This is a genomic window from Acinetobacter sp. YH12135 (assembly GCF_013418565.1).
Classification (GTDB): domain Bacteria; phylum Pseudomonadota; class Gammaproteobacteria; order Pseudomonadales; family Moraxellaceae; genus Acinetobacter; species Acinetobacter towneri.
In genome coordinates this window covers 1-21,715 of sequence record NZ_VPBU01000024.1, presented here as the reverse complement: position 1 = coordinate 21,715, position 21,715 = coordinate 1, and the positions used below count along the sequence as shown (strand labels likewise).

Here is a 21,715-nt window from a genome sequence, read left to right as displayed (position 1 = left end):
TTAATTTACGCCACGTGCAGTTAAGTAGTTTTTAATCACAGTGTTAAATTCTTCCGCTTTTTCAACCTGTGACCAGTGACCACATTGGCTGAAAATGTGTGCATCGGCATGTGGCACAACATTTAAAATGTCCCATGTACGCGATACTGGAATCACTACATCCTGCGTACCGTGAATCAGTAAAACAGGTACTGTGATGTCTTTCATTTTGTCAAAATCGAGTGGGAACTCAAAACGGTCACGGTCACGTGCGCCAACCACATCCATTAAACGGTCTGACGCATAGTCATTTTTTGCAGAAGCAAAACGAACCTTAACCAACTCATCTGTAATCAGGTCTTTGTTCACTACAAACATCGACAATGTTTTTTTGATGCCTTCTTCGGTCAAGACAGGATTCGCATGTGCTTTAAGCGCTGCAGTCTGTTTTGCACCACCTGTACCCATAGACACAATACCAAGTACACGCTCTGGGTAGTCCAATGCCAATTGGAATGCCAACCAACCACCGAGCGAGTTACCCACTAACCATGTTTTTTCAATGCCCAATGCATCTAATGTACGCACTGCATGATCTACCCAAGCACGAATACCATAAGCAGTGTTTGGAGCAACCACAGTCTGACCATAACCAATGGTATCAATTGCGATACAACGTGCTTGCTCACCAATTTGTGGCAAGTTTAACCACCAGTTTGCCGCAGCAGATACACCTGTGCCTGAACCGTGTAAAAATAGAATAGGTGTACCTTCACCCACTTCGTGATAGTGCGTTAATTCGCCTTCGGCAGTTTCAATCCATTTATCTTCTAAGCCAAAGAATGGATCTGTTGTATAGTCAGGGATTTGAACAGTGCTCATATATACTCCTCGTACAGTCTTTAGCTTGCGTTTGGCTCTAGGTATAGAATTTGACGTCAAGTGGACTCATTCAACATTACTTTTTACAGGCTTATATTACCTGTTCACACAGCATCAACTGATACAAATTTACGATCACAACCCATAAAAAAACGATTAAACAACTCTTTGAATTTTATAACTTTAATAAAATAAAAGTCTTAATTTATATAAGGTATTTATTCAGTAAATATTAAAAAAAGAGCGACTATAAAAAGCCGCTCTGATTTTTATCTAGCTTTAGAATTTATAAGTGTAAGTCGTGGCGATACGGTGTTCTTCTAAGTCATTCGCAAAGTTAAAATTGGTATCGATGAACATATAATTAAAGCCTAAACCTTTAAGCTTACCTTCTGGCACAACATAGTTCATAATGACGTTATTTTCGTTTTCTTTACCTTCTGGCTTGCCTGCGCCCAGATCGATATTGTCACCGCGGAAATGACGTACTGTCGCTGTTAAACCAGGAACACCCACATCAGCAAAATTATAGGTATAACCCAAACTCCAAGAACGCTCATCTTTACGAATGAAGCTCGCCACAGACCAGTTGTCTAAGTAAGGCTGCGGCACCCACCCGCCCAAGGTCGGGAACATTGGGGCTTTTGTACCGTGCTCACCAAACATTTGTTGATAACCTAACTGTACAGTGTGCATCCCATTGTTGATTTTTGCACCCGCAGACACGGCCTGGCTGTCAATATTGCCATACAGCTTGTCACCCGATTCGCTGTTGTCAAAATAGCGTACATGGGTATCCAGCTTAGTTTTTTCAGCCAAAGTCGTTTTATAGTTTGCAGCGACATAATGTTGTTGATAGATGTTGGTTACATCCGCATACCAATAACTTCCACCTACTTTAGGGGTAAATTGATGATCTACTCCCACAAGATACATGCCATCGTCTGTGCTTAATTTATTCGCTTCAGCAGCAGAAAAATTATTTTGAGGGAACAACGTAAAATCTTGGTATTGGTTATCATAACGTGCATTAATACCGTCTAAATAAGCCAAAGTTAATTTAGTATCTTTTAAATCCTTTGATTCTAACCATGCACCGCTATAAGTCGTTAACAATTGACGCGATGGGTCAAAAAACACCACAGGTGACATTGGTAATAAGTCACCTACTTTTAATTCAGTTTCAGAAAATTTAACTTTTAGAGTTGCACCGACCTTACCAAAATGATCTTTTGACTCTTTACCATCATGCGGCAAAACCCAGTCTGCATTTTTATCACGACCATTGAGTTTTACTGCGTGTTGAACCAGAAGATCAGCACCCACCTGAATTACGCCTAAATCGTGATAACCCGATTTAGCATCCAAGGTGACTGCTTGTGACCATGAACCAAAGTTCCCCGCAGGGTTGTCTTTAATTTGACGATCTAAATAAAAATTCTTAAATTTAAGTTGAACATTGCTGTCGTCAATAAAATCTGCCTGAGTTGCAGTTGTCCCTAAAGTTGCTGTCGCAGCAAAAAGTGCTATCCATAAATTGTGACGATGCATGCGTTTTTCCTATTCATCCAATAAGCGAATCTGGGCATCATGCAAAACTCTTGTCATGAAAAAAATCCGACCACAGTATTAAGCTTTTCTACAAATTCAGCACTTTCTGTATCGAGCAGCTTTTTTCCAAGTTTTTTAATTCTTTTTAACGATAAAAAATTAAGCTCAAAATCCTCACTAAATGAATTTTTATTTGAATTCACTGCTTAATTTAGGTGAAAAACGCTGTTATTTTTTGCATCATGTGAAGGATTAATCTTTTTTAACTTTAACCCCATGTGTTAGCGTTATTTTCTATAAACCCAACTTATAAGAAAAACATTTTAATCAGCACAAAATTCAGCACATTTTACATCTTTCACAGCATAAAAAAGCACCCCAAACGCATTTGGAGTGCTTAATTCAAGTCTGCTTTATATTAAAAACTTAGGCTTGCATTTCACGTGCTTTAGACATAGTCAATGCCAAGTCTTCAATCATATCTTCCTGACCGCCCACCGTACCGCGACGACCAAGCTCAAGTAGAATTTCACGCGCAGATACTCCATATTTTGCTTCGGCACGTTTTGCGAACAATAGGAACGATGAGTAAACACCTGCATAACCTAAAGTTGCTGCATCACGGTCTGCACGAATTTGATGCGTCATCATTGGAATGATCAAGTCTTCAGCAATATCCTGCACTTTAAACAAGTCCACACCTGTTTCCATTTGCATACGGTTTGCGACCGCTACAAACAATTCAAGTGGTGTATTACCTGCGCCTGCACCTAAACCAGCCGAAGCCAAGTCAACACGGGTTGCACCTGCGGTCACAGCCGATACAGAGTTCGCAACGCCCATGCCCAAGTTATGGTGACCATGGAAACCAATTTCGATGTCTGAGGCGAGGTTGGCACGTAAAATACCTACGCGATCAGTCACATCTTGAGGCAACATATAGCCTGCAGAATCTGTTACATAGATACAGTTTGCACCGTAAGACACCATTTTTTGTGCTTCTTCGAGCAATTTTTCAGGAGAAGCCATGTGCGCCATCATCAAGAAGCCCACAGTGTCCATACCCAGTTTACGTGCTGCAGTAATGTGCTGTTCAGAAACGTCTGCTTCAGTCGAATGTGTCGCCACACGAATGGTTGCCACGCCTACATCATGCGCCATTTTCAGATGATCAACTGTTCCAATACCTGGCAGTAATAGTGCAGAAACTTTTGCCTGTTTCAGGTTTGGAATCACTGCTTTCAGATATTCTTCATCAGTAGCGGCTGCAAAACCATAGTTCACAGAGTTACCACCTAAGCCATCACCGTGTGTGACTTCAATTAAAGGCACACCTGCATCATCCAAAGCAGTGGCAATCGCAACCATTTGCTCTGGCGTGGTTTGATGGCGCATTGGGTGCATACCATCACGTAAAGTCATATCATTAATAATAATCTTAGACATTTTGGTATTCCTTAAGCTTCAGCAGTTTTGAAAACGTGTTCTGCAAACATTTCTGCAGTACGTGCAGCCGCTGCAGTCATAATGTCTAGGTTACCTGCATATTTAGGCAAGTAATCACCCAAACCTTCAACTTCCAAGAAAATTGAAACACGGTTGCCATCAAAAACAGGGCCGTTTACAAGTTTGTAACCCGGTACATATTTTTGCACTTCTTTGATCATGGCATGCACAGATGCTGTAATCGCTGCCTGATCTGGCTCACCTTCCACCAAGCAGTGAACGGTATCACGCATCATTAATGGTGGCTCAGCTGGGTTAATGATGATGATGGCTTTACCTTGTTTTGCACCGCCAACTTCTTCAATCGCGCCTGCAGTTGTACGGGTAAATTCATCAATGTTTTTACGTGTACCCGGCCCCACAGATTTAGTTGATACCGTTGCAATAATTTCACCGTATTCCACAGGTTGAACGCGAGAAACTGCAGCCACCATAGGAATTGTTGCCTGACCACCACAAGTCACCATGTTGACGTTTGGCACTTCGCCCGCTTCAAGCAATGCTTCAAGGTTCACTGGCGGTACGCAGAATGGGCCAATTGCCGCAGGGGTTAAGTCAATCATCAGCACACCAAGTTCATTTAACTTGCGGCTGTTTTCAGCGTGAACGTATGCAGACGTTGCATCAAAAGCAATTTTAATGTCATCTTCAAGAATATGTGGCAATAAACCATCCACACCTTCTGCTGTGGTTTTTAAACCCATTTTTGCAGCACGTGCCAAACCTTCAGAAGTTGGGTCAATCCCCACCATCCACACAGGCTCTAACCATTCACTGCGTTGCAATTTATAAAGCAAATCCGTACCAATATTACCCGGACCGATCATTGCACATTTAATCTTTTTCATGCATGTACTCTCTTAGAATCTCGATTTATTCCGCAGCAAACGCAGCTGTTACTGAACCAAAGCCTTCAATTTCAACTTTGAATTCTTCACCCGGATGAGCAACAACCATAGGGCCTAAAGCACCGGTTAAGATGATGTCGCCTTTTAACAATGGACGACCACGGCGTACCATTTCATCGGCCAACCACACTGCAGCATTGAGCGGGTTTGCCAAACATGCTTTACCCACGCCTTGAGAAACAACTTCTTCACCACGTGTCATAACCATTTTGCAGTTCACTAAGTCTAGATTTTCTAGCTTGACGGGTTGTGAACCTAAAACAAATGCAGCAGAAGATGCGTTATCGGCCACGGTATCAATCAAACTAATTTTCCAGTTTTCAATACGGCTATCGACCACTTCAATGGCAGGCAAGGCATATTCAGTCGCGCTGATAATATCCGCATACGTGTGTTTTTCTTTGGTTAGATCTTGGTTAATCACCAATGCAATTTCTGCTTCTACTTTTGGCTGAATCAGCAAACCTGCAGGAATTGCTTCACCATCGCCATAAGCCATATCGGCAAACAACATGCCAAAGTCAGGCTGATCTACACCCAGTTGTGCTTGAACCACTTTAGAGGTCAAACCAATTTTACGCCCCACCAAACGACGACCTTCTTTTAAGGCACGTTCGGTATTCACTTCTTGAACGGCATAGGCAATATCTACGTCAGCACTTTCACCACCAAGTTCTGGGCGGATTGGCGCAATCGCAGTTTGAGAGAGTTCGGCAGTACGTAATGCTTGCGCAACTGATTCAACAACAGCAGAATTCGACATCAATGTTTCCTTAAACTGCAAAAATTGGGCATATACCCCGAGATGTTGGAAAGGTAATAATAGAAAATAGGGATGATGACCCCGATCTTGTCCATTCTCAGGACAAGCTATCCAGCTCAGAGGTATGTAAACTGATTAAGAATCGGAAAAATGGCGGGTTTATGCCAATACTTATTTTCTTTTTTTCAATAGCTATTAGCTATTAATCTATTTTTATAAAAAGCAAGCAAAACAGTTGTCTGTAGGCTATGACATTATTTTCCGAGTCATTGACTCGGCAATTCGCAGCAATCTTAAAATGTCTTAATCCTAACTTTAGACTAAAAGCTAAGCCTTTTTATGACGCTCCCAAAAGTACATAAAAAAAGAGCAACCTGAAATTTTTCAAGTTACTCTAATTTCAAATTCATCTAAATTGTTTTACTGGGTTTAACTCGCCTGACGTAAACGATATTGCTGCACTAAAAAATCATGCAAACTCGGCACATCATCTGCAATGGTTAAAGGCTGATAACGCTGCAACACCTCTACACTATGCACGCCATAACTCACGCCTACACGCGGCATAGCAATATTTTGTGCCATTTCTAAATCGTAAGAAGTGTCACCCACCATAATCGCTTGCCCGACCTGCACATCGGTACTGCTCAAAATTTCCTGCAGCATTAAAGGATCAGGTTTAGATTTGGTTTCACTTGCAGCACGTGTCGCCACAAACAAATCCTGACTTTGGGTTTGCGCCAACACTCGGTCTAAACCTTTACGGCTTTTGCCTGTTGCCACTGCCAATTTCAGTCCCAAACCTGACAACTCATCGAGCATATCTGCCACACCCTCAAACCAAGCATCGGTTTTTGAGTGTTCGACATAGTGTTCTGAATAGCACTGCAAAATCGCTTGATGCAGCTCTGGCACTTCAGGAAATAAACGCTGTGCCACTTCAGGCAAACCCAAACCAATAATACTTTTAGCCGCAGCATCGGTCAGGGGTTGCTGAAATTGTTGTGCTGCGAACTGCAAACTCGCCACAATTTGACCGACGGAATTAAATAAGGTGCCATCCCAATCAAAAATGATGAGTTCTACAGGTTTGTTCATATTAGATTCCTAGATTTGATTCGGCTTTTAAATTCCCTCGCTTTACCTTAACTCAAAAGGATAAACGACCAAGAATCAGCACATATATCACAACAAATATTCGATACGCGAAGGGCGACATGGATGTCGCCGTTTCGCTGTGGCACAGAGATGTTCCATCAGCGAAACAAAAGTTTTTTGTTACTTTTCATCTTTGAAAAGTAAGGCATAGCCTATACACCAAAAATTTAAATTAAAAACTTTAAAATGTGGCAGTGAATTACCCCTGAAAACCTCATCTCCTTTTTGCGAAACAATGTTCCTCATCTTTAAAAAGAAGCAAGCTGCTATCGCACAACAGAGAGTTACAAAAATTAAAACTCAGGTGGCGCCGTCGGCTTATCCGCCTTTTGCGCTCTCAACTGCGCCACCAAACTCTGCATATCTTCAGGTAAAGGCGCTTCAATCACAGGATAGCCTGGAATTTCCAAACGCATGGCATGTAAGCACAAACGACGTGGCGCAGGACCCCGATATTCAGTTTGATGACCATATTTATCATCACCCACCAACGGATGCCCAATGCTTAAACCATGCACACGAATTTGATGGGTACGCCCAGACAGTGGCGATGCATACACCAAACTGGCATGCATAAAACGCTCTGCGACCTTCCACAGGGTTTTGGATTCTTTACCCTCTTTAGATACACGTACTCGACGTTCACCATTGGCCAATTCATAACGATGCAATGGTGCATCAATCAATTGCTGATCTAAACTCACCTGCCCTTTGACAATGGCCGCATAAGTTTTTTGAATTTTATGTTCGCGCAATAAGTCCTGCAGCGTTTTTAAGGTGCTACGCTTTTTAGATACCATCACCAAACCTGAAGTATCACGGTCAATACGGTGAATCAGCTCCAAATATTTTTTACCTGTGGCAGCACGTAAACCCTCAATCAAACCATAAGCGACACCACTACCACCATGCACTGCAATGCCCGAAGGCTTATTCACCACCATCAAGCCTTCATCTTCATAAATCACACGGCTTAATAAGCTTTGTGCGACCTTATCTGAAATAGGTGCAGCACTGTCGTCTTTTTGTTCATAGCGAATAGGCGCTACACGAATTTGATCGCCAATATTGAGTTTGGTTTCTGCTTTAATACGCTTTTTATTGACCCGTACCTGCCCTTCGCGAATCAAACGATAGATGCGACTTTTAGGCACCCCTTTTAAACGACTAAACAAAAAATTATCGATGCGTTGACCCGCTTGATGCTCATCCACTTCAAACCAAGTGACACTTTGCCATTGTTGGGTAGAATTCATACAGTTAAGTGACCTAATAAAATACTAAAATTGATTAAAAACTGATCATTTAGGCTATGCTTTACACAAGAAACATAAGCTTAGCCCATAGGCAGATGATGCAAGGTTTGATATAGTCAGCGCACGGAAACCATCGTTAGTGGGTTCACGTTGAATCTTTTCAGGTTTTTCTGAAATAGAGCAATCAACCAACATCCCACTACATACGAGCAGGTCCCAAAAGAATTATGCCGACGCCGAAGGCTTATTATATCGGCAAAAAAGCAAACTGTTGCGTTTAATTGTACCTCAGGTACATAAATCAGTTTGTCTGAAAAAATATGTCGCCAACTTTGTTGGTTTTTAAACGTAAACTGATACACATCAGATTAGTCGCACCCTGAAGTCGCATTCAGGCTAAAGCGTTTGATGTATTGGATCTGCACAATTTGTAAAGATACGACGATAATTCCGTATCAAGACACTCTATCTATGTAAAGAAGAGCTGATCTTCGAGCAATGTGACAGTGAAAGTTACACACATCCAATACACCGCTCGTCCGCCAGTGAAGCGATCAGGTGACTTTATCCGTTTAAAGGTTAAAGCCGTATTGCCATCATCAATACGTGAATCATACACCGCAGCCAACCTAAATAAGGCCGGTAAAAAAAGCTCAGACCACAATAGGTTTTTTGAGATCTGAGCAGTTGATCCGTGATGCTTGATGTTCGCTACGTGTCTAGCGATTTTTTGCTGTGTATCACTATTAGGTGTTACACCCATGAAACGTATGTTGATTAATGCAACACATGCCGAAGAAATTCGCGTTGCACTTGTCACTGGTCAGCGTCTTTACGATTTTGATTTAGAAAATCGTACCCGTGAACAAAAAAAATCGAATATCTACAAAGGTCATGTGACCCGTGTAGAACCTTCTTTAGAAGCCGTATTTGTTGAATACGGTGCAGGTCGCCAAGGCTTCCTGTCTATGCGTGAAATCGCAAACTCTTACTACAAAGCCGATCCTCGCCAAACTTCAAATATCCGCGAACTGATTACTGAAGGTACTGAGCTTTTGGTTCAGGTAGAAAAAGAAGAACGTGGCAACAAAGGTGCTGCGCTATCCACCTTCATTTCTTTGGCAGGTCGTTATTTAGTACTTATGCCAAACAACCCGAAAGGTGGCGGTATCAGTCGTCAAATTTCGGGTTCAGTCCGTGAAGAACTGAAAGAGATGTTAGCTTCACTGAACATTCCTCGTGGCATGAGCGTGATTGTGCGTACTGCGGGTATTGGTCGTTCTCAAGAAGAATTGCAGCTTGACCTTCAACACTTAATGGACCTTTGGGCACAAATTCAAAGCACTGCAAGTTCAGGCCCATCACCAATGCTAGTACACCAAGAAGCAGGTGTCGTCACACGTGCCATTCGTGACTATTTGCGTGATGATGTTGCAGAAATTTTAATTGACTCAGAACAAGCCTATAACGAAGCTTATAACTTTGTGAAAGCGGTTATGCCACGTCAGTTAGACAAGCTAAAAACTTACACTTTAAATGAACCACTGTTTGCACATTTTGGTATTGAAAGCCAAATTCAAACTGCGTATGAGCGTGAAGTAAAACTGCCTTCAGGCGGTTCAATTGTCATTGACCAAACTGAAGCATTGGTTTCAATTGACATCAACTCAGCAAAATCGACCCGTGGTCAAGACGTTGAAGATACAGCGTTAAATACCAACCTTGAAGCTGCTGAAGAAATTGCACGCCAATTGCGTTTACGTGATATTGGTGGTTTGGTTGTTATCGATTTCATCGACATGACCAAAGACCGTAACCAACGCATGGTTGAAGCCAAACTCCGTGAAGCCACTCAAAGTGACCGCGCACGTATCCAGTTTGGTCAATTATCACGTTTTGGTTTAATGGAAATGAGCCGTCAGCGTTTACGTCCATCGCTTGAAGAAGCGACTGGTTACGTTTGCCCACGCTGTCACGGTACAGGTATGGTGCGTGACTTACGCTCTCTATCTCTTTCGATTATGCGTAAAGTGGAAGAAATTGCACTACGTGAACGTCATGGCGAAGTTCAGGTTGAAGTGCCTGTTGAAATTGCAGCATTCTTACTGAATGAAAAACGTCACAGTCTGGTTTACCTTGAGCAAACTTCAAATGTGCGTGTGACTGTATTACCTCACCCACACTTAGAAACCCCGCATTACGAAATTTCGTATAATCCTGAAGGCTTTGCACCAACCAGCTATGAACGTACTGAAGCAACTCGTTCAAGCGAAAAAGAGTTGGGTTATGAATCTTCTGAATGGCATTTAGAAGAAGCCGATCAATCGCACAGCCACGCTGCTGCACCTGCGGCAGAAAAAACTTCTGCAAGAAAACCACAAGCAGCACAGCAAAATAAAGCATCTGCACAACAGCAGCTTGCACCTGCGGCAGCCACAACAGCTGCAAGCCCATGTGCATGGTTAGAAAACCTGTTTGTTCAAAAGCAAGCCAGCACCATTGATCAAGCACGTAGTGCCAACAATGCGGCGGCAGCCATTGAGCAAATGGTAAATAGCGGTGCCGTGAGCCGTGGTCAGTTTGGTCAAATTGCAACTGCATCTGCTGCCCCTGCTGCAAGCAGTCAAAATGTATACCTTACACCATCGACAGTGGCACAAAAAACTGAACGTGACTCTGCAGAGAAATCTGCTGAACGTGAAGACAAACCGGCTCCGCGTCACAACAACAAAAAGCCGCGTCATAGCAACAACAATAACAACAAGCACAAAGAGCAACGTGAGCCACAAACTCAGCACGACAATCAACAACATCAAGTGCATGAAGAAGTGGTTCAGATGTCGCGTCAGGAGCAACGTCAGGAAGCGCGTGAAAACAAACGCAATTCTCGTCGTCAGCACAGCAATGACCAAGCACCGCAGCAGCAAGAAGCTCAAAATAACAATGAGCAGCAAAATGCCGTGCCACGTCGTGACCGTCGTAACCAGCCTCGTCCAGAACGCCCAAATCGTCACCGCGACCCAAGCGTATTGAATGAGCAAGCACCTACCGCAGTGGCTTCTAATCAGCCGAAAGTGGACTTAATTGATGCACCGCGTCAAGAGTTCAACACGACGGCTTTGGTGGTGAATGTCGATCAGGCTCAAACTGAAATTGTGGCATTGAATGCTGCGCCATTAGCGGCTGAACCAGTCACAGCAGTAGAAGCAACTGTGCCTGAAACGGTTGCTGAACCAACTCAAGCTGTTGCTGCGGTAGAAGCTGCTCCAGTTGTTGCAGAAGAAACAGCTGCACCTGCGGAAGTACAAGCACAACCGACTGCGCCTGCAAAACGTGCCAGCAACGATCCGCGTCAGCGTCGTCGTCAGCAACGTGAAGCTCAAGCACAGCAAGCAGCTGCACCAAAGTTAACGCCTTCACAGGTGCCAACTTTAGCGCAATACAGCATTGGTAGTCTGATTCGCCACGTCTATGGTGAAGATTGCTCAGTCCTGATTGAACAGTTTGGTTTAATTCCAACGTTCAATCGTGCTTTGCAAAAGTTCACCGATGAATATGCGGCAACGCTTGCAACAGCTGCGCCTGTGGCAGAGAAAAAACCTGTCACACGTGATGTGGAAGTTGCCAAAGCTGCTCCTGAAGCAGAACCTGCACCTGTGTTAGATCTGACTCCACCAAAACCTGTGTCAGATAAGCGTGTTGCCAACGATCCGCGTGAGCGTCGTCGTTTAGCCAAACAAGCTGCTGAGCAAGCCTTGGAACAAGCCAAGCAAGCACAGGCAGTAGAAAAAGCTGAAGCAGAAAGCACACCTGCAGCAGAGCCAACGACTGACGTTGTGGCAACTACCGACGCATCTGTAGAAGCAAACTCTACTGCAGAAACGTCTGTAGCGCTAAGCACAGAAGTCGAAGCAACTACAGAAGTAAACCCTGAAGTAGAGGCTACAACTGAAGCTACTCAGCCAGAGTTGAACGCGCAAGACGACCTTGCACAAACTGTCACTGAAACTGCAGCAGCGCAAGAAGAAACTGCCGTTGAAGTGGTCGCACCTGTACAAGTGGAATTAGCAGTAGATGACCCAGTCGAAACTGCTGAATCTGAACAGGACAAAGCAGAAAAAGAGAAAACTGCACGTCCGCGTCGCCCACGTGGTCGTCCACCTAAAAAAGTAACTCCGCCAACTGAGTCTTAATTCGCACTTTTGCAGCGGAATAAAAAAATCCAGTCATTTTAATGACTGGATTTTTTTTGCTACTTTAGAGCAAATGCAGTGGTGACTTAAATTTAAGCAAGTTAATTTGGTGTTAGGTGTTTTTGATTTTTAACAGCTTTTATAAAAACATCAGTCAAAGCTAAAAATTAGGTTGATTGCACTAGGACTAAGGGATTACAAAACAATAAGACGTGATGCTGTGCAGATGCAACGGATGATGACAAAAACAGGATTCTTATGAACCAGATGACAAAAAGCGATTTAATTGGCTTAACGGATGTTGCGGCAAAAATTCCGCAGTTTATGACTAAAGTGCCTCACCTGATCACAGGGTTAAAGCAAGCCTATTTACGCACACCCAACACGCCTGCAGGCTTAGGTCTAGCATTTGAAAAAGCCGTGCATCGTAACCCGCATGGCTGTGCACTAGTGTTTGAAGATCAGCAGTACAGCTATTTACAGCTCAATGCTTGGGCCAACCAAATTGCCCATTACTATTTAAGCATAGGTGCACGTAAAGGTGATGTAATTGCGGTGATGTTGGAAAATCGCCCTGAATTAATTGCCAGTGTCATTGGCTTAGCAAAAATTGGCGTTACCGTGGCTTTGGTCAATACCGCACAAGTTGCCAAAGTTTTGGCGCACAGCATCAATTTAGTCAAACCAATTGCCGTGATTGTGGGGGAAGAATGTCGTCAAGCCGTTGCCGATATTCGCCAAGAACTTGAGCTTACAGAAAATCGACTGTATTGGTTTGCAGATCAAAATACCCGTACCGATGCTGGCACTGCCCCTGAAGGTTTTCAAAATTTAGCGCAATGCATTGCATCATTCCCAAGCTTTAACCCTGCCACCACACAGTCAGTACAGGGCAAAGATGGGCTGTTTTATATCTATACCTCAGGTACAACAGGCTTACCTAAAGCGGTGATTTTCACCAATAGCCGTTGGACGTTGGCTTATGGTACCTATGGTCATGTCTTGGGTTTAAATCAGGATGATGTGATGTACTGCACTCTGCCGCTGTACCACGCCACAGGCATTGTGGTGTGCTGGTGTGGCGTAATTGCAGGCAGTGCCACCTTTGCCATCCGTAGAAAATACTCCACTTCATGCTTCTGGCAAGATGTACACAAATTCAATGCCTCTGCGATTGGCTATGTGGGCGAATTGTGCCGTTATTTAATGGATGCGCCTGCTTCTGATTTAGAGCGTGGGCATCGTGTGACCAAAATGATTGGCAATGGCATGCGTCCTAATATTTGGAGCAAATTCAAAACACGCTTTGGTGTTCAGGAAATTCTGGAACTGTATGCATCTAGCGAAGGCAACGTCGGTTTTAGCAACGTGTTTAACTTTGACAACACGGTTGGTTTTTCACCGACACCTTATGCGGTCATTCAGTTTGATAAAGAAAAAAATGAACCCGTACGCGATGCCAAAGGCAAATGCATGAAAGTCAAAAAAGGCGAAGTCGGCTTATTGATTGGAAAAATCACCCGTCGCTCACCGTTTGATGGCTACACCGACCCTGAAAAAAACAAGGCGGTGATGATGCAAAACGTGTTTAAACAAGGCGATGCCTATTTTAACACGGGCGATTTAGTCCGCGACATTGGCTTCCGTCACGCCCAGTTTGTTGATCGTTTAGGTGATACCTTCCGCTGGAAAGGTGAGAACGTATCCACCACAGAAGTAGAAAACATTGTCAGTGACTATGAAAAAATTGCTGAAGCTGTCGTGTATGGCGTTGAAATCCCACATACCAATGGTCGTGCAGGTATGGCTGCGATTACCTTAAACGAAGGCTGCCAGTTAGATGAACAAGACTTGCGTCAAATGCTGGTGGAGTTTAAAAAAGCAATGCCCGCTTATGCAGTACCCGTTTTTTTACGCATTCAAAAGCAAATGCAAACCACAGGTACATTTAAATATCAGAAGAACACCCTGAAAACTCAAGGTTTTGATTTAAAACAGTGTGATGAAAAAATTCTGGTGTTATTGCCAAACCAATCTGCTTATTGCGAGCTGACCCAAGAAATTTACGACAATATTCAACAGTATCAATATCGCTTCTAAGCCACTATGTTGCCTATTTTTTGATTAGATACGACAAATTTGTTGCATTTATAATCAAACATAGGCAACTTTTTTATTTTTTACTTGCGCTCGCTTCATATCTTGCTACAATACGCTCCATCAAACGAAGTGGTGCTTAAAACCCTCTGGTTTTTCTTGCACTTCACAATCAAGCCTGCTTGATTGCTGGTTCAGGGTCGTTAGCTCAGTCGGTAGAGCAGCGGACTTTTAATCCGTTGGTCCCGCGTTCGAATCGCGGACGACCCACCATTTCCTTGATCAACCTTAGATGGGTCGTTAGCTCAGTCGGTAGAGCAGCGGACTTTTAATCCGTTGGTCCCGCGTTCGAATCGCGGACGACCCACCATCTTCTTCAAGGTTGATACTTTAAAAATGATCAGCGTCATTTTTACTCCTCTGGGTCGTTAGCTCAGTCGGTAGAGCAGCGGACTTTTAATCCGTTGGTCCCGCGTTCGAATCGCGGACGACCCACCATTCCTTCTAAAAAATCTTTAAATTACCAGTCATCACAGCACTGTTCTGTGGATCGTGCAGTTTCGTAATTTACTATAGAATTCCCGTATTCTGCCCTGTTTGACTAACACTTTTATCCACTACACCTTGCTCAATTCAGTTGTAGACGATGTGCCATCATTGATAAATCATACTTTACACATCCCAAATAAAAACTTGATGTAAAAAAACAAAAGCCCAAAAGTTTTTCACGAATGGGCTAAGAATTGAATGAGCGAATAATTAACTTGCTCTGATTAAATGATAGTTTTGCGAAGGTAAGGGATTGCTTTTAAAGTATTCACGATTATTTTCTGTTGCAATCGCAATTTTGTTTTTATCCATAATTAAATTATGGTCTTGATCAACATTATAGTAAAAGTTCACCCCAGAGGCGCGTGCCACCACAATTTGATGCGCGTCTTCATCATAGAACCATAAATCTTTGCGGTATTTTTTTTTATTGTCGTAACTGATTTGCCCCGCATTGACAAAAATACGATGCGCTGTCCCACCAGGCAATAAGGTCAGAATATAATCGACTTTTCCGCTTTCGCACATAACAAACTTATCTTCACAGCTAATCTGAACGGTATAGCGCCCCACATAAGTCAGAAGATTCTCTGGAATATGATGTTCCGTTGCAGCCATTTGCATGGGTGCGATCGCCTGCCCTGCCACTTCAGTCAGTCTTTTGGTTTCTGCCTGTTCTGTATATTTTTGCACTGCAGCATGCTCAAGTTGTGAATCATTGCATCCAAGCAATGCCACTGCACTCCATATAGAAACTGCGCAAATATTTGATTTAGCCGACACACTATCCCTCATATAGAGTGACTAGACTGAATATTCAGTCCTATTCAAACCACCGAATAGGCAGCTCAATGTAAGCTATGCTTTTCCTCAATCCTTTGTGGTCAAGCGCTTACTCTGCCCATTGCTTCTTTACGATATTTTAGGTGGATGCTGGTTCAAGCAACACCAAAAGTTACATAACTTTACTAATTGCTTTGCCACCGCCCTTTAAAAAACCCAAGTGCATCACCATTTTTATTCTATAGACAGATGATGTGCTGTAAACCTAAACCTCAGCCTGTATTTATTTTGAATTTTAGATCTCTCAAGGAGAATTAGATGGCCAATGTTGGTTTATATCGCTCAAACCGCTCAAATATGATTGCTGGGGTTATGGGTGGTATTGCTGAACGTTTTGGTTGGAACGCAAATTTACTGCGCTTAATTTTTGTGATTGTTTCCGTGATGAGTGCTGCCTTTCCAGGCATTTTGGTGTATTTGGTGTTGTGGTTGGTGATCCCTAAACAAAACCAGTTGAATACAGCAAACTATACTCAGGGCTACACAAGACCTATACGCACGGTCAATTCTGATCAAGACCGATAAATGGTATTGAAATTTTAAAGACTGACCACATGTAAGATTTATAGGTTTTAATCGTTCGCTGATTCACTCTTAGATATCCCTTATTTACACAGTTTTTTTCTTTTTCGCTACGATTGCTCCCCCAAGCATCGTAGCTTTTTTTTGCCTTTCAACCTGCAATATATTTTAAAAGTCACAGCATTTCAGGATTGAGTCGTGTTGAATACGCATCGACAATACAAGTCAATCAATTGGTCTTTACAGCAAGCTGTTGATTTAAGACGGCAATCATATCGGCACGGCTAATAATCCCCACCAAACGCTGCTGCTCTACCACAGGAATGTAGTTAAAAGAACGCTCGACAAAGTACGGTACAAGGTCTTGAATACTTTGTTGCGGTTGCACCGTGACCACTTGGCGCAACATGATATGTTTTACTTGATGTTTCCAGCTATACGGCAAATCTGTTGCGTGTTTAAACCATTCCACCACTTCATACAATGCCAAAGTTCCCACCAAATGTTGTTCAGTATCAATGACTGGCAAACTCATTAAATTCATGTGTTTGAATTTTTCTAAAGCACTGTGAATATCCTCATCTTGCTGCAAACTAACCACATCTTTACTCATAATATCGGCACAAGTCAGTGCTTGAGTTTGTCGTTCACTGGCTTTGTGTTGCGCTTCTAAAATGATTTTTTGTAAGTCGTATTCACTAATATCTAGCAACTGGGTTTGTGCATCTAAAACATCTTGAATATCTTGCGGCTGAATAGTGGCTTTTTGAGTAGGCGTTGGGTCTTGGGTACGTTGATTCAACTGTGGCGTTTGAGGATAAGGCTTGCCAATCATGCGGTTAAATACGATTGCAATCATCATCAGCAAAACTGAATTAAGCAGCACAGGATAAAAGATGAAGTGATAACCCAGCTCACGCACGGCATCTCCGCCAAGCACTGCGGTAATGGCCACTGCTCCACTCGGTGGATGCAGCGAATCGGTGGTCATCATCAAGAAAATAGATAAAGCCACAGCCACACTAAAGGCTTCGGTTAAATTTGGAATATATAAAGCACAGCTCACGCCCATAATTGCTGCAATACTGTTCCCAACTACAATATTCCACGGCTGCGCCAAAGGACTGGCAGGCACAGCAAACAACAATACCGAAGATGCACCCATTGGCGCGATATACCATGCGTTAATATCGCCCAACACCCACCAACTGATCAGGGAAGATAATGCCAAACCCAATAATGCGCCCAAACCACAAAGTAGGCGTTCTTTTAACGGCAATACTTTAAAATTGGGTTTCAGCGTATTCAGCCAATCAAGTTGTGAATGAAACACGGGCAGGCAATCCAGTGGTGACAATTGGACAAGATTATAAGGCAATCATTTAGTAATGATGTATTTGTTTTATATCTTTCATTTATCAGTGAATTTGTAAAACCCCAAACAACCAACCGCTAGTTGTGCTTTAACCTTTGCCAGCACCCCGCAAAATCCTTATAATTGAGCACAATTTTTCTCTAATTTTAAGTGGATGACCATGAGTCGCGCCATATCGCATATTGATACCTTTCAAGGCTTAATTCTTGCCTTACAAAACTACTGGGCGGAGCAGGGCTGCGTCGTTTTACAACCTTACGATATGGAAATGGGTGCAGGGACATTCCACACTGCCACTTTCCTACGTGCTTTAGGTCCAGAAACATGGAACGCGGCGTATGTACAACCATCTCGTCGTCCTAAAGATGGTCGTTATGGCGAAAACCCGAACCGCTTACAACACTACTATCAATTTCAGGTGGTGCTGAAACCAAACCCAGACAACATCCAGCAGTTGTATTTAGATTCTTTAAAAGCGATTGGAATTGACCCATTGGTGCATGACATTCGCTTTGTGGAAGATAACTGGGAATCTCCAACACTTGGCGCGTGGGGCCTAGGTTGGGAAGTATGGTTAAACGGTATGGAAGTGACGCAATTCACTTACTTCCAGCAAGTGGGTGGAGTTGAATGCTACCCTGTAACAGGCGAAATCACTTATGGTCTTGAGCGTTTGGCAATGTACCTGCAAGGTGTAGACTCAGTTTACGACTTGGTTTGGACTAAAGGACAGTTTGGTACTGTGACGTATGGCGATGTGTTCCATCAAAACGAAGTTGAACAATCGACCTATAACTTTGAATACGCACCTGTAGAAAAAATGTTTGAACTGTTTGACTTCTATGAAGTAGAAGCGAGCCGTTTAATTGCAGCAGAATTACCATTACCTGCTTATGAGCAAGTGATTAAAGCATCTCACTGCTTTAACCTGTTGGATGCGCGCGGTGCAATTTCTGTGACTGAACGTCAGCGTTATATTTTACGTGTTCGTACTTTGGCACGTTCTATTGCACAAAGTTATGTGGCTGCACGTGCAAAATTAGGCTTCCCAATGGCTGAACCGCATTTACGCGATGAAGTCTTGGCACAATTAAAAGCACAGGTTGAAGCGGAAGCCAAAGCGCAAAATACTGAGGAAAGCAAATAATGTCTAAACATACAGTTTTATTTGAACTCGGTTGCGAAGAACTCCCACCGAAAAGCTTAAAAACCTTACGTGATGCACTACTTGCAGAAACTGAAAAAGGTTTGAAAGATGCAGGCTTGGCTTTTGATGCAATTGAAGCCTATGCAGCACCACGTCGCTTGGCACTTAAAATTGCTAATGTCGATGCCGCACAAGCAGACACACAAAAACGCTTTGACGGCCCTGCTGTTCAAGCTGCTTACGATGCCGAAGGCAAACCAACCAAAGCCCTTGAAGGCTTTATGCGCGGTCAAGGCATTACGGTAGATCAAGTCTCTACATTCCAAGCAGGTAAAGTTGAAAAAGTGTGCTACTTAAAAGACGTGAAAGGTCAAAGCCTTGATGCGTTATTGCCACACATTTTACAAACAGCATTGGACAACCTGCCAATTGCAAAACGTATGCGTTCTGCTGCAAGCCGTACTGAATTTGTGCGCCCAGTAAAATGGGTCGTTTTACTTAAAGATCATCAAGTAATTGAAGCAACGATTCAAGACCATCAGGCAGCTAATGTCACTTATGGACATCGTTTCCATGCACCTGAAGCTATCACTTTAACGCATGCCGATGAATATCTCGCGAAGTTAAAAGCTGCTTACGTTGTGGCGTCGTTTGAAGAGCGTCAAGCGATCATTGATCAGCAAGTAAAAGCATTAGCGGATGAAGTGAATGCGATTGCAATTGTGCCTAGCGATCTACGTGACGAAGTCACTGCACTGGTTGAATGGCCAGTAGCTTTACGTGCCAGCTTTGAAGAACGCTTCCTTGCCGTTCCTCAAGAAGCCCTGATCACTACCATGCAGGATAACCAGAAGTATTTCTGTCTGGTGAATGCTGAAAACAAATTACAGCCTTACTTCATTACCGTTTCAAACATTGAGTCTAAAGATCCGACTCAAATTATTGAAGGTAATGAGAAAGTGGTTCGTCCACGTCTGTCAGATGCTGAGTTCTTCTTCCTGCAAGACCAGAAACAGCCATTAGCTTCTCGTAAAGAGAAACTGGCCAACATGGTATTCCAGGCACAACTGGGTACTTTGTGGAACAAGTCTGAACGTATTGCTAAACTGGCTGTCGCACTTGCTCCGATTACGGGTGCAAAAGCTGAAGATGCTGAAAAAGCTGCCCTGCTTGCAAAATGCGACTTAACTTCTGAGTTAGTAGGTGAATTCCCAGAACTTCAAGGCATCGCGGGTACTTACTACGCACGTCTTGAAGGTGAAAATGATGAAGTGGCTGAATCTTTAGGTGAGCAATATTTACCTAAATTCGCGGGTGACGTTCTGCCTAAAACCAAAACGGGTACAACGATTGCCCTTGCGGATCGTCTAGATACTTTAACTGGTATTTTCGGTATTGGTCAGGCACCTACAGGTTCTAAAGACCCATTTGCGCTACGTCGTTCTGCCATTGGTATCCTGCGTCTAGTGACTGAAAATGAACTTGATGTATCTATCGAAGACCTGATCAAGCTAGCCTTGGCTGCTTATGGCGATGTATTAAAAGATCACGACAAGACTTTGGCAGATGCTGTTGCATTCCTTGAAGGTCGTTACCGTGCGAAATACGAAGACCAAGGCGTTGCAGTAGATGTGATTCAAGCCGTTCAAGCTTTATCACCAAAATCTCCACTAGATTTTGATAAACGTGTGAATGCGGTAAATCACTTCCGTGCCTTGCCTGAAGCGGCTGCATTGGCTGCTGCAAACAAGCGTGTTGCCAACATTTTAGCCAAAGAAACCGCGCCTGAAGGTACTGTCGTTGAAGTAAACTTGGTAGAAGATGCAGAAAAAGCATTATTCGCTGAACTTGCAAAAATCACACCTGTGGTTGAGCCATTATTGGCAGCAAAAGACTACACCACTGCACTTTCTCAATTGGCTGCATTACGTGCGCCTATTGATGCCTTCTTTGACAGTGTCATGGTGATGGCAGATGATGCTGAGTTGAAAGCCAACCGCTTACGTTTACTCGCGCAGTTACGTGATTTATTTACACGTGTTGCAGATGTAAGTGTGTTGCAGCACTAAAGTCTTAATTACTTGTAAATTAAAAGAAACCCCGCTATAAATTAGTGGGGTTTTATTTATGTGGGTAAAAATGAGTAAGTTAGAAAAGGGTGAAATAGCTCTATTTAAATATAATAAATTAAGATTTTCTTTTGCAAATTTAAACGCTGGTGATCAACAAATATTAACTAGTGATCCATGGTCGTTAATTAACTCACATCTCCAACAAAAAATATCAAAAAGCCGTGGTGAAAATAAAGTTTTCTCGAACGTGCATTATATTTTTCTTCTCTTGCAGAGTCCTTTTACAAAGCAGCTAATAGTGTCTTACTGCCTACAAGAGCCACTCTTTTATACTATGGAATGCTCAACTTAGTTAAATGCTTCCTTTCTTATAACAAAATTGAGCTTGAAACAGTTCATGAGCATCATGGCTTAAACTTACCTCTTGGCACTGAAGGAGTAATTCAGGTAAAACCTAAAACCAATGAAGGCGTGAACATATTTGCTATATTTTCAGAAATACTTGGTAAAAAAATTAATCACCCATTAAACATAAACTTTCGTCAAGCTGTAACAAATATTCCTGAAATTCACAGCCTCTGTCATAGCTTAAACTTAATAAATAAAAGAAAACTTTTACCCATTAATGTAGAGATTCTAACCAATTCAGAACACAATAAATTATTTACTGAAGTGATAATTGATAATGAACAAAAAACAAAAGTGGATATAACTAAGTTTCTCAAGGAGAAACGACTTAATTATTTTAAAGATGGATTCCCTCGTGAAGGAAAAATTGTATATAGATCGTAAGCGTCCGCTGAATCCCATACCTATTTTTTAATTCGATTTAGGTTTCCAGCAGTGCGGCAGCAATTCTTCAATTTGGGTCACTTTGTGTGTCGGTAACCTTTTCAGCACATCACTTAAATAGG

Annotated in this window: 15 protein-coding genes, 3 tRNA genes and 1 pseudogene; 9 read left to right on the top strand and 10 right to left on the bottom strand. The window is 42.7% G+C overall.

Annotated elements, in window-relative coordinates:
• From FTU70_RS12190 to FTU70_RS12160, 7 genes are all read right to left on the bottom strand, one after another.
• Positions 1–861: an alpha/beta fold hydrolase gene (locus FTU70_RS12190; protein WP_179989463.1), complete on the bottom strand. Its 861-nt coding sequence runs from the start codon at positions 859–861 to the stop codon at positions 1–3.
• Between the two features lie 279 nt (positions 862–1,140).
• Positions 1,141–2,412 carry an OprD family outer membrane porin gene (locus FTU70_RS12185; protein WP_180060661.1) on the bottom strand — a complete coding sequence of 424 codons (1,272 nt, stop codon included), beginning with the start codon at positions 2,410–2,412 and terminating at the stop codon, positions 1,141–1,143.
• A gap of 426 nt (positions 2,413–2,838) precedes the next feature.
• Positions 2,839–3,858: a 4-hydroxy-2-oxovalerate aldolase gene (dmpG, locus tag FTU70_RS12180; RefSeq protein WP_096901305.1), complete on the bottom strand. Its 1,020-nt coding sequence runs from the start codon at positions 3,856–3,858 to the stop codon at positions 2,839–2,841.
• Positions 3,859–3,869: 11 nt separating this feature from the next.
• Entirely contained in the window at positions 3,870–4,766 is an 897-nt protein-coding gene (locus FTU70_RS12175) for an acetaldehyde dehydrogenase (acetylating) (protein WP_180060660.1), read from the bottom strand.
• 25 nt (positions 4,767–4,791) lie between these two features.
• Positions 4,792–5,589: a 2-keto-4-pentenoate hydratase gene (locus FTU70_RS12170; RefSeq protein WP_168417527.1), complete on the bottom strand. Its 798-nt coding sequence runs from the start codon at positions 5,587–5,589 to the stop codon at positions 4,792–4,794.
• Positions 5,590–6,018: 429 nt separating this feature from the next.
• Complete coding sequence (locus FTU70_RS12165; protein WP_154321084.1) at positions 6,019–6,687, bottom strand: HAD-IA family hydrolase; 669 nt, start codon at positions 6,685–6,687, stop codon at positions 6,019–6,021.
• Between the two features lie 353 nt (positions 6,688–7,040).
• Positions 7,041–8,003, bottom strand: coding sequence for an RluA family pseudouridine synthase (locus FTU70_RS12160; protein WP_168417529.1), 963 nt, complete (start codon positions 8,001–8,003; stop codon positions 7,041–7,043).
• A gap of 761 nt (positions 8,004–8,764) precedes the next feature.
• Between FTU70_RS12160 and FTU70_RS12155 the strand changes: the two genes are divergently transcribed.
• The 5 genes from FTU70_RS12155 to FTU70_RS12135 all read left to right on the top strand — a co-directional run bounded on the left by FTU70_RS12155 (position 8,765) and on the right by FTU70_RS12135 (position 14,791).
• A complete protein-coding gene (locus FTU70_RS12155; protein ID WP_180060659.1) occupies positions 8,765–12,196 on the top strand; it encodes an Rne/Rng family ribonuclease in 3,432 nt (1,143 codons plus the stop codon).
• A gap of 258 nt (positions 12,197–12,454) precedes the next feature.
• On the top strand, positions 12,455–14,296 hold the full coding sequence (locus FTU70_RS12150; RefSeq protein WP_096901309.1) for a long-chain-acyl-CoA synthetase: 1,842 nt from the start codon (positions 12,455–12,457) through the stop codon (positions 14,294–14,296).
• Positions 14,297–14,490: 194 nt separating this feature from the next.
• A tRNA-Lys gene (locus FTU70_RS12145) sits at positions 14,491–14,566 on the top strand.
• Positions 14,567–14,587: 21 nt separating this feature from the next.
• Positions 14,588–14,663: transfer RNA gene (locus tag FTU70_RS12140), tRNA-Lys, on the top strand.
• Positions 14,664–14,715: 52 nt separating this feature from the next.
• Positions 14,716–14,791 (top strand) — tRNA-Lys (locus FTU70_RS12135).
• 261 nt (positions 14,792–15,052) lie between these two features.
• Here FTU70_RS12135 and FTU70_RS12130 read toward each other — a convergent pair.
• Positions 15,053–15,625: a hypothetical protein gene (locus FTU70_RS12130; RefSeq protein ID WP_180060658.1), complete on the bottom strand. Its 573-nt coding sequence runs from the start codon at positions 15,623–15,625 to the stop codon at positions 15,053–15,055.
• Positions 15,626–15,943: 318 nt separating this feature from the next.
• Here FTU70_RS12130 and FTU70_RS12125 point away from each other — a divergent pair, with 318 nt between their 5' ends.
• On the top strand, positions 15,944–16,210 hold the full coding sequence (locus FTU70_RS12125; RefSeq protein WP_180060657.1) for a PspC domain-containing protein: 267 nt from the start codon (positions 15,944–15,946) through the stop codon (positions 16,208–16,210).
• Between the two features lie 226 nt (positions 16,211–16,436).
• On the opposite strand, the gene FTU70_RS12120 is transcribed toward FTU70_RS12125, so the two are convergent.
• Complete coding sequence (locus FTU70_RS12120) at positions 16,437–17,540, bottom strand: HPP family protein (RefSeq protein WP_096901312.1); 1,104 nt, start codon at positions 17,538–17,540, stop codon at positions 16,437–16,439.
• 202 nt (positions 17,541–17,742) lie between these two features.
• Between FTU70_RS12120 and glyQ the strand changes: the two genes are divergently transcribed.
• From glyQ to FTU70_RS12105, 3 genes and pseudogenes are all read left to right on the top strand, one after another.
• Positions 17,743–18,729: a glycine--tRNA ligase subunit alpha gene (gene glyQ, locus FTU70_RS12115; protein ID WP_004976017.1), complete on the top strand. Its 987-nt coding sequence runs from the start codon at positions 17,743–17,745 to the stop codon at positions 18,727–18,729.
• On the top strand, positions 18,729–20,798 hold the full coding sequence (gene glyS, locus FTU70_RS12110) for a glycine--tRNA ligase subunit beta (RefSeq protein WP_180060656.1): 2,070 nt from the start codon (positions 18,729–18,731) through the stop codon (positions 20,796–20,798). Before glyQ ends, glyS begins: the two co-directional genes overlap by 1 nt.
• 258 nt (positions 20,799–21,056) lie before the next feature.
• Positions 21,057–21,593, top strand: a pseudogene (locus FTU70_RS12105) (YaaC family protein); the annotation flags it as partial.
• A gap of 27 nt (positions 21,594–21,620) precedes the next feature.
• On the opposite strand, the gene FTU70_RS12100 reads toward FTU70_RS12105, so the two are convergent.
• Positions 21,621–21,715, bottom strand: a 95-nt coding sequence (locus tag FTU70_RS12100) for a transposase domain-containing protein (protein ID WP_046889966.1), incomplete at its 5' end; no start/stop codon positions are given.

Bases quoted from the DNA above. Each gene is read 5' to 3' on its own strand.
- FTU70_RS12155 (WP_180060659.1), top strand. From the start codon at position 8,765: ATGAAACGTATGTTGATTAATGCAACACATGCCGAAGAAATTCGCGTT.
- FTU70_RS12150 (WP_096901309.1), top strand. From the start codon at position 12,455: ATGAACCAGATGACAAAAAGCGATTTAATTGGCTTAACGGATGTTGCG.
- dmpG (WP_096901305.1), bottom strand. From the start codon at position 3,858: ATGTCTAAGATTATTATTAATGATATGACTTTACGTGATGGTATGCAC.
- FTU70_RS12185 (WP_180060661.1), bottom strand. From the start codon at position 2,412: ATGCATCGTCACAATTTATGGATAGCACTTTTTGCTGCGACAGCAACT.
- FTU70_RS12160 (WP_168417529.1), bottom strand. From the start codon at position 8,003: ATGAATTCTACCCAACAATGGCAAAGTGTCACTTGGTTTGAAGTGGAT.
- glyQ (WP_004976017.1), top strand. From the start codon at position 17,743: ATGAGTCGCGCCATATCGCATATTGATACCTTTCAAGGCTTAATTCTT.
- FTU70_RS12165 (WP_154321084.1), bottom strand. From the start codon at position 6,687: ATGAACAAACCTGTAGAACTCATCATTTTTGATTGGGATGGCACCTTA.
- FTU70_RS12175 (WP_180060660.1), bottom strand. From the start codon at position 4,766: ATGAAAAAGATTAAATGTGCAATGATCGGTCCGGGTAATATTGGTACG.
- glyS (WP_180060656.1), top strand. From the start codon at position 18,729: ATGTCTAAACATACAGTTTTATTTGAACTCGGTTGCGAAGAACTCCCA.
- FTU70_RS12190 (WP_179989463.1), bottom strand. From the start codon at position 861: ATGAGCACTGTTCAAATCCCTGACTATACAACAGATCCATTCTTTGGC.
- FTU70_RS12170 (WP_168417527.1), bottom strand. From the start codon at position 5,589: ATGTCGAATTCTGCTGTTGTTGAATCAGTTGCGCAAGCATTACGTACT.
- FTU70_RS12125 (WP_180060657.1), top strand. From the start codon at position 15,944: ATGGCCAATGTTGGTTTATATCGCTCAAACCGCTCAAATATGATTGCT.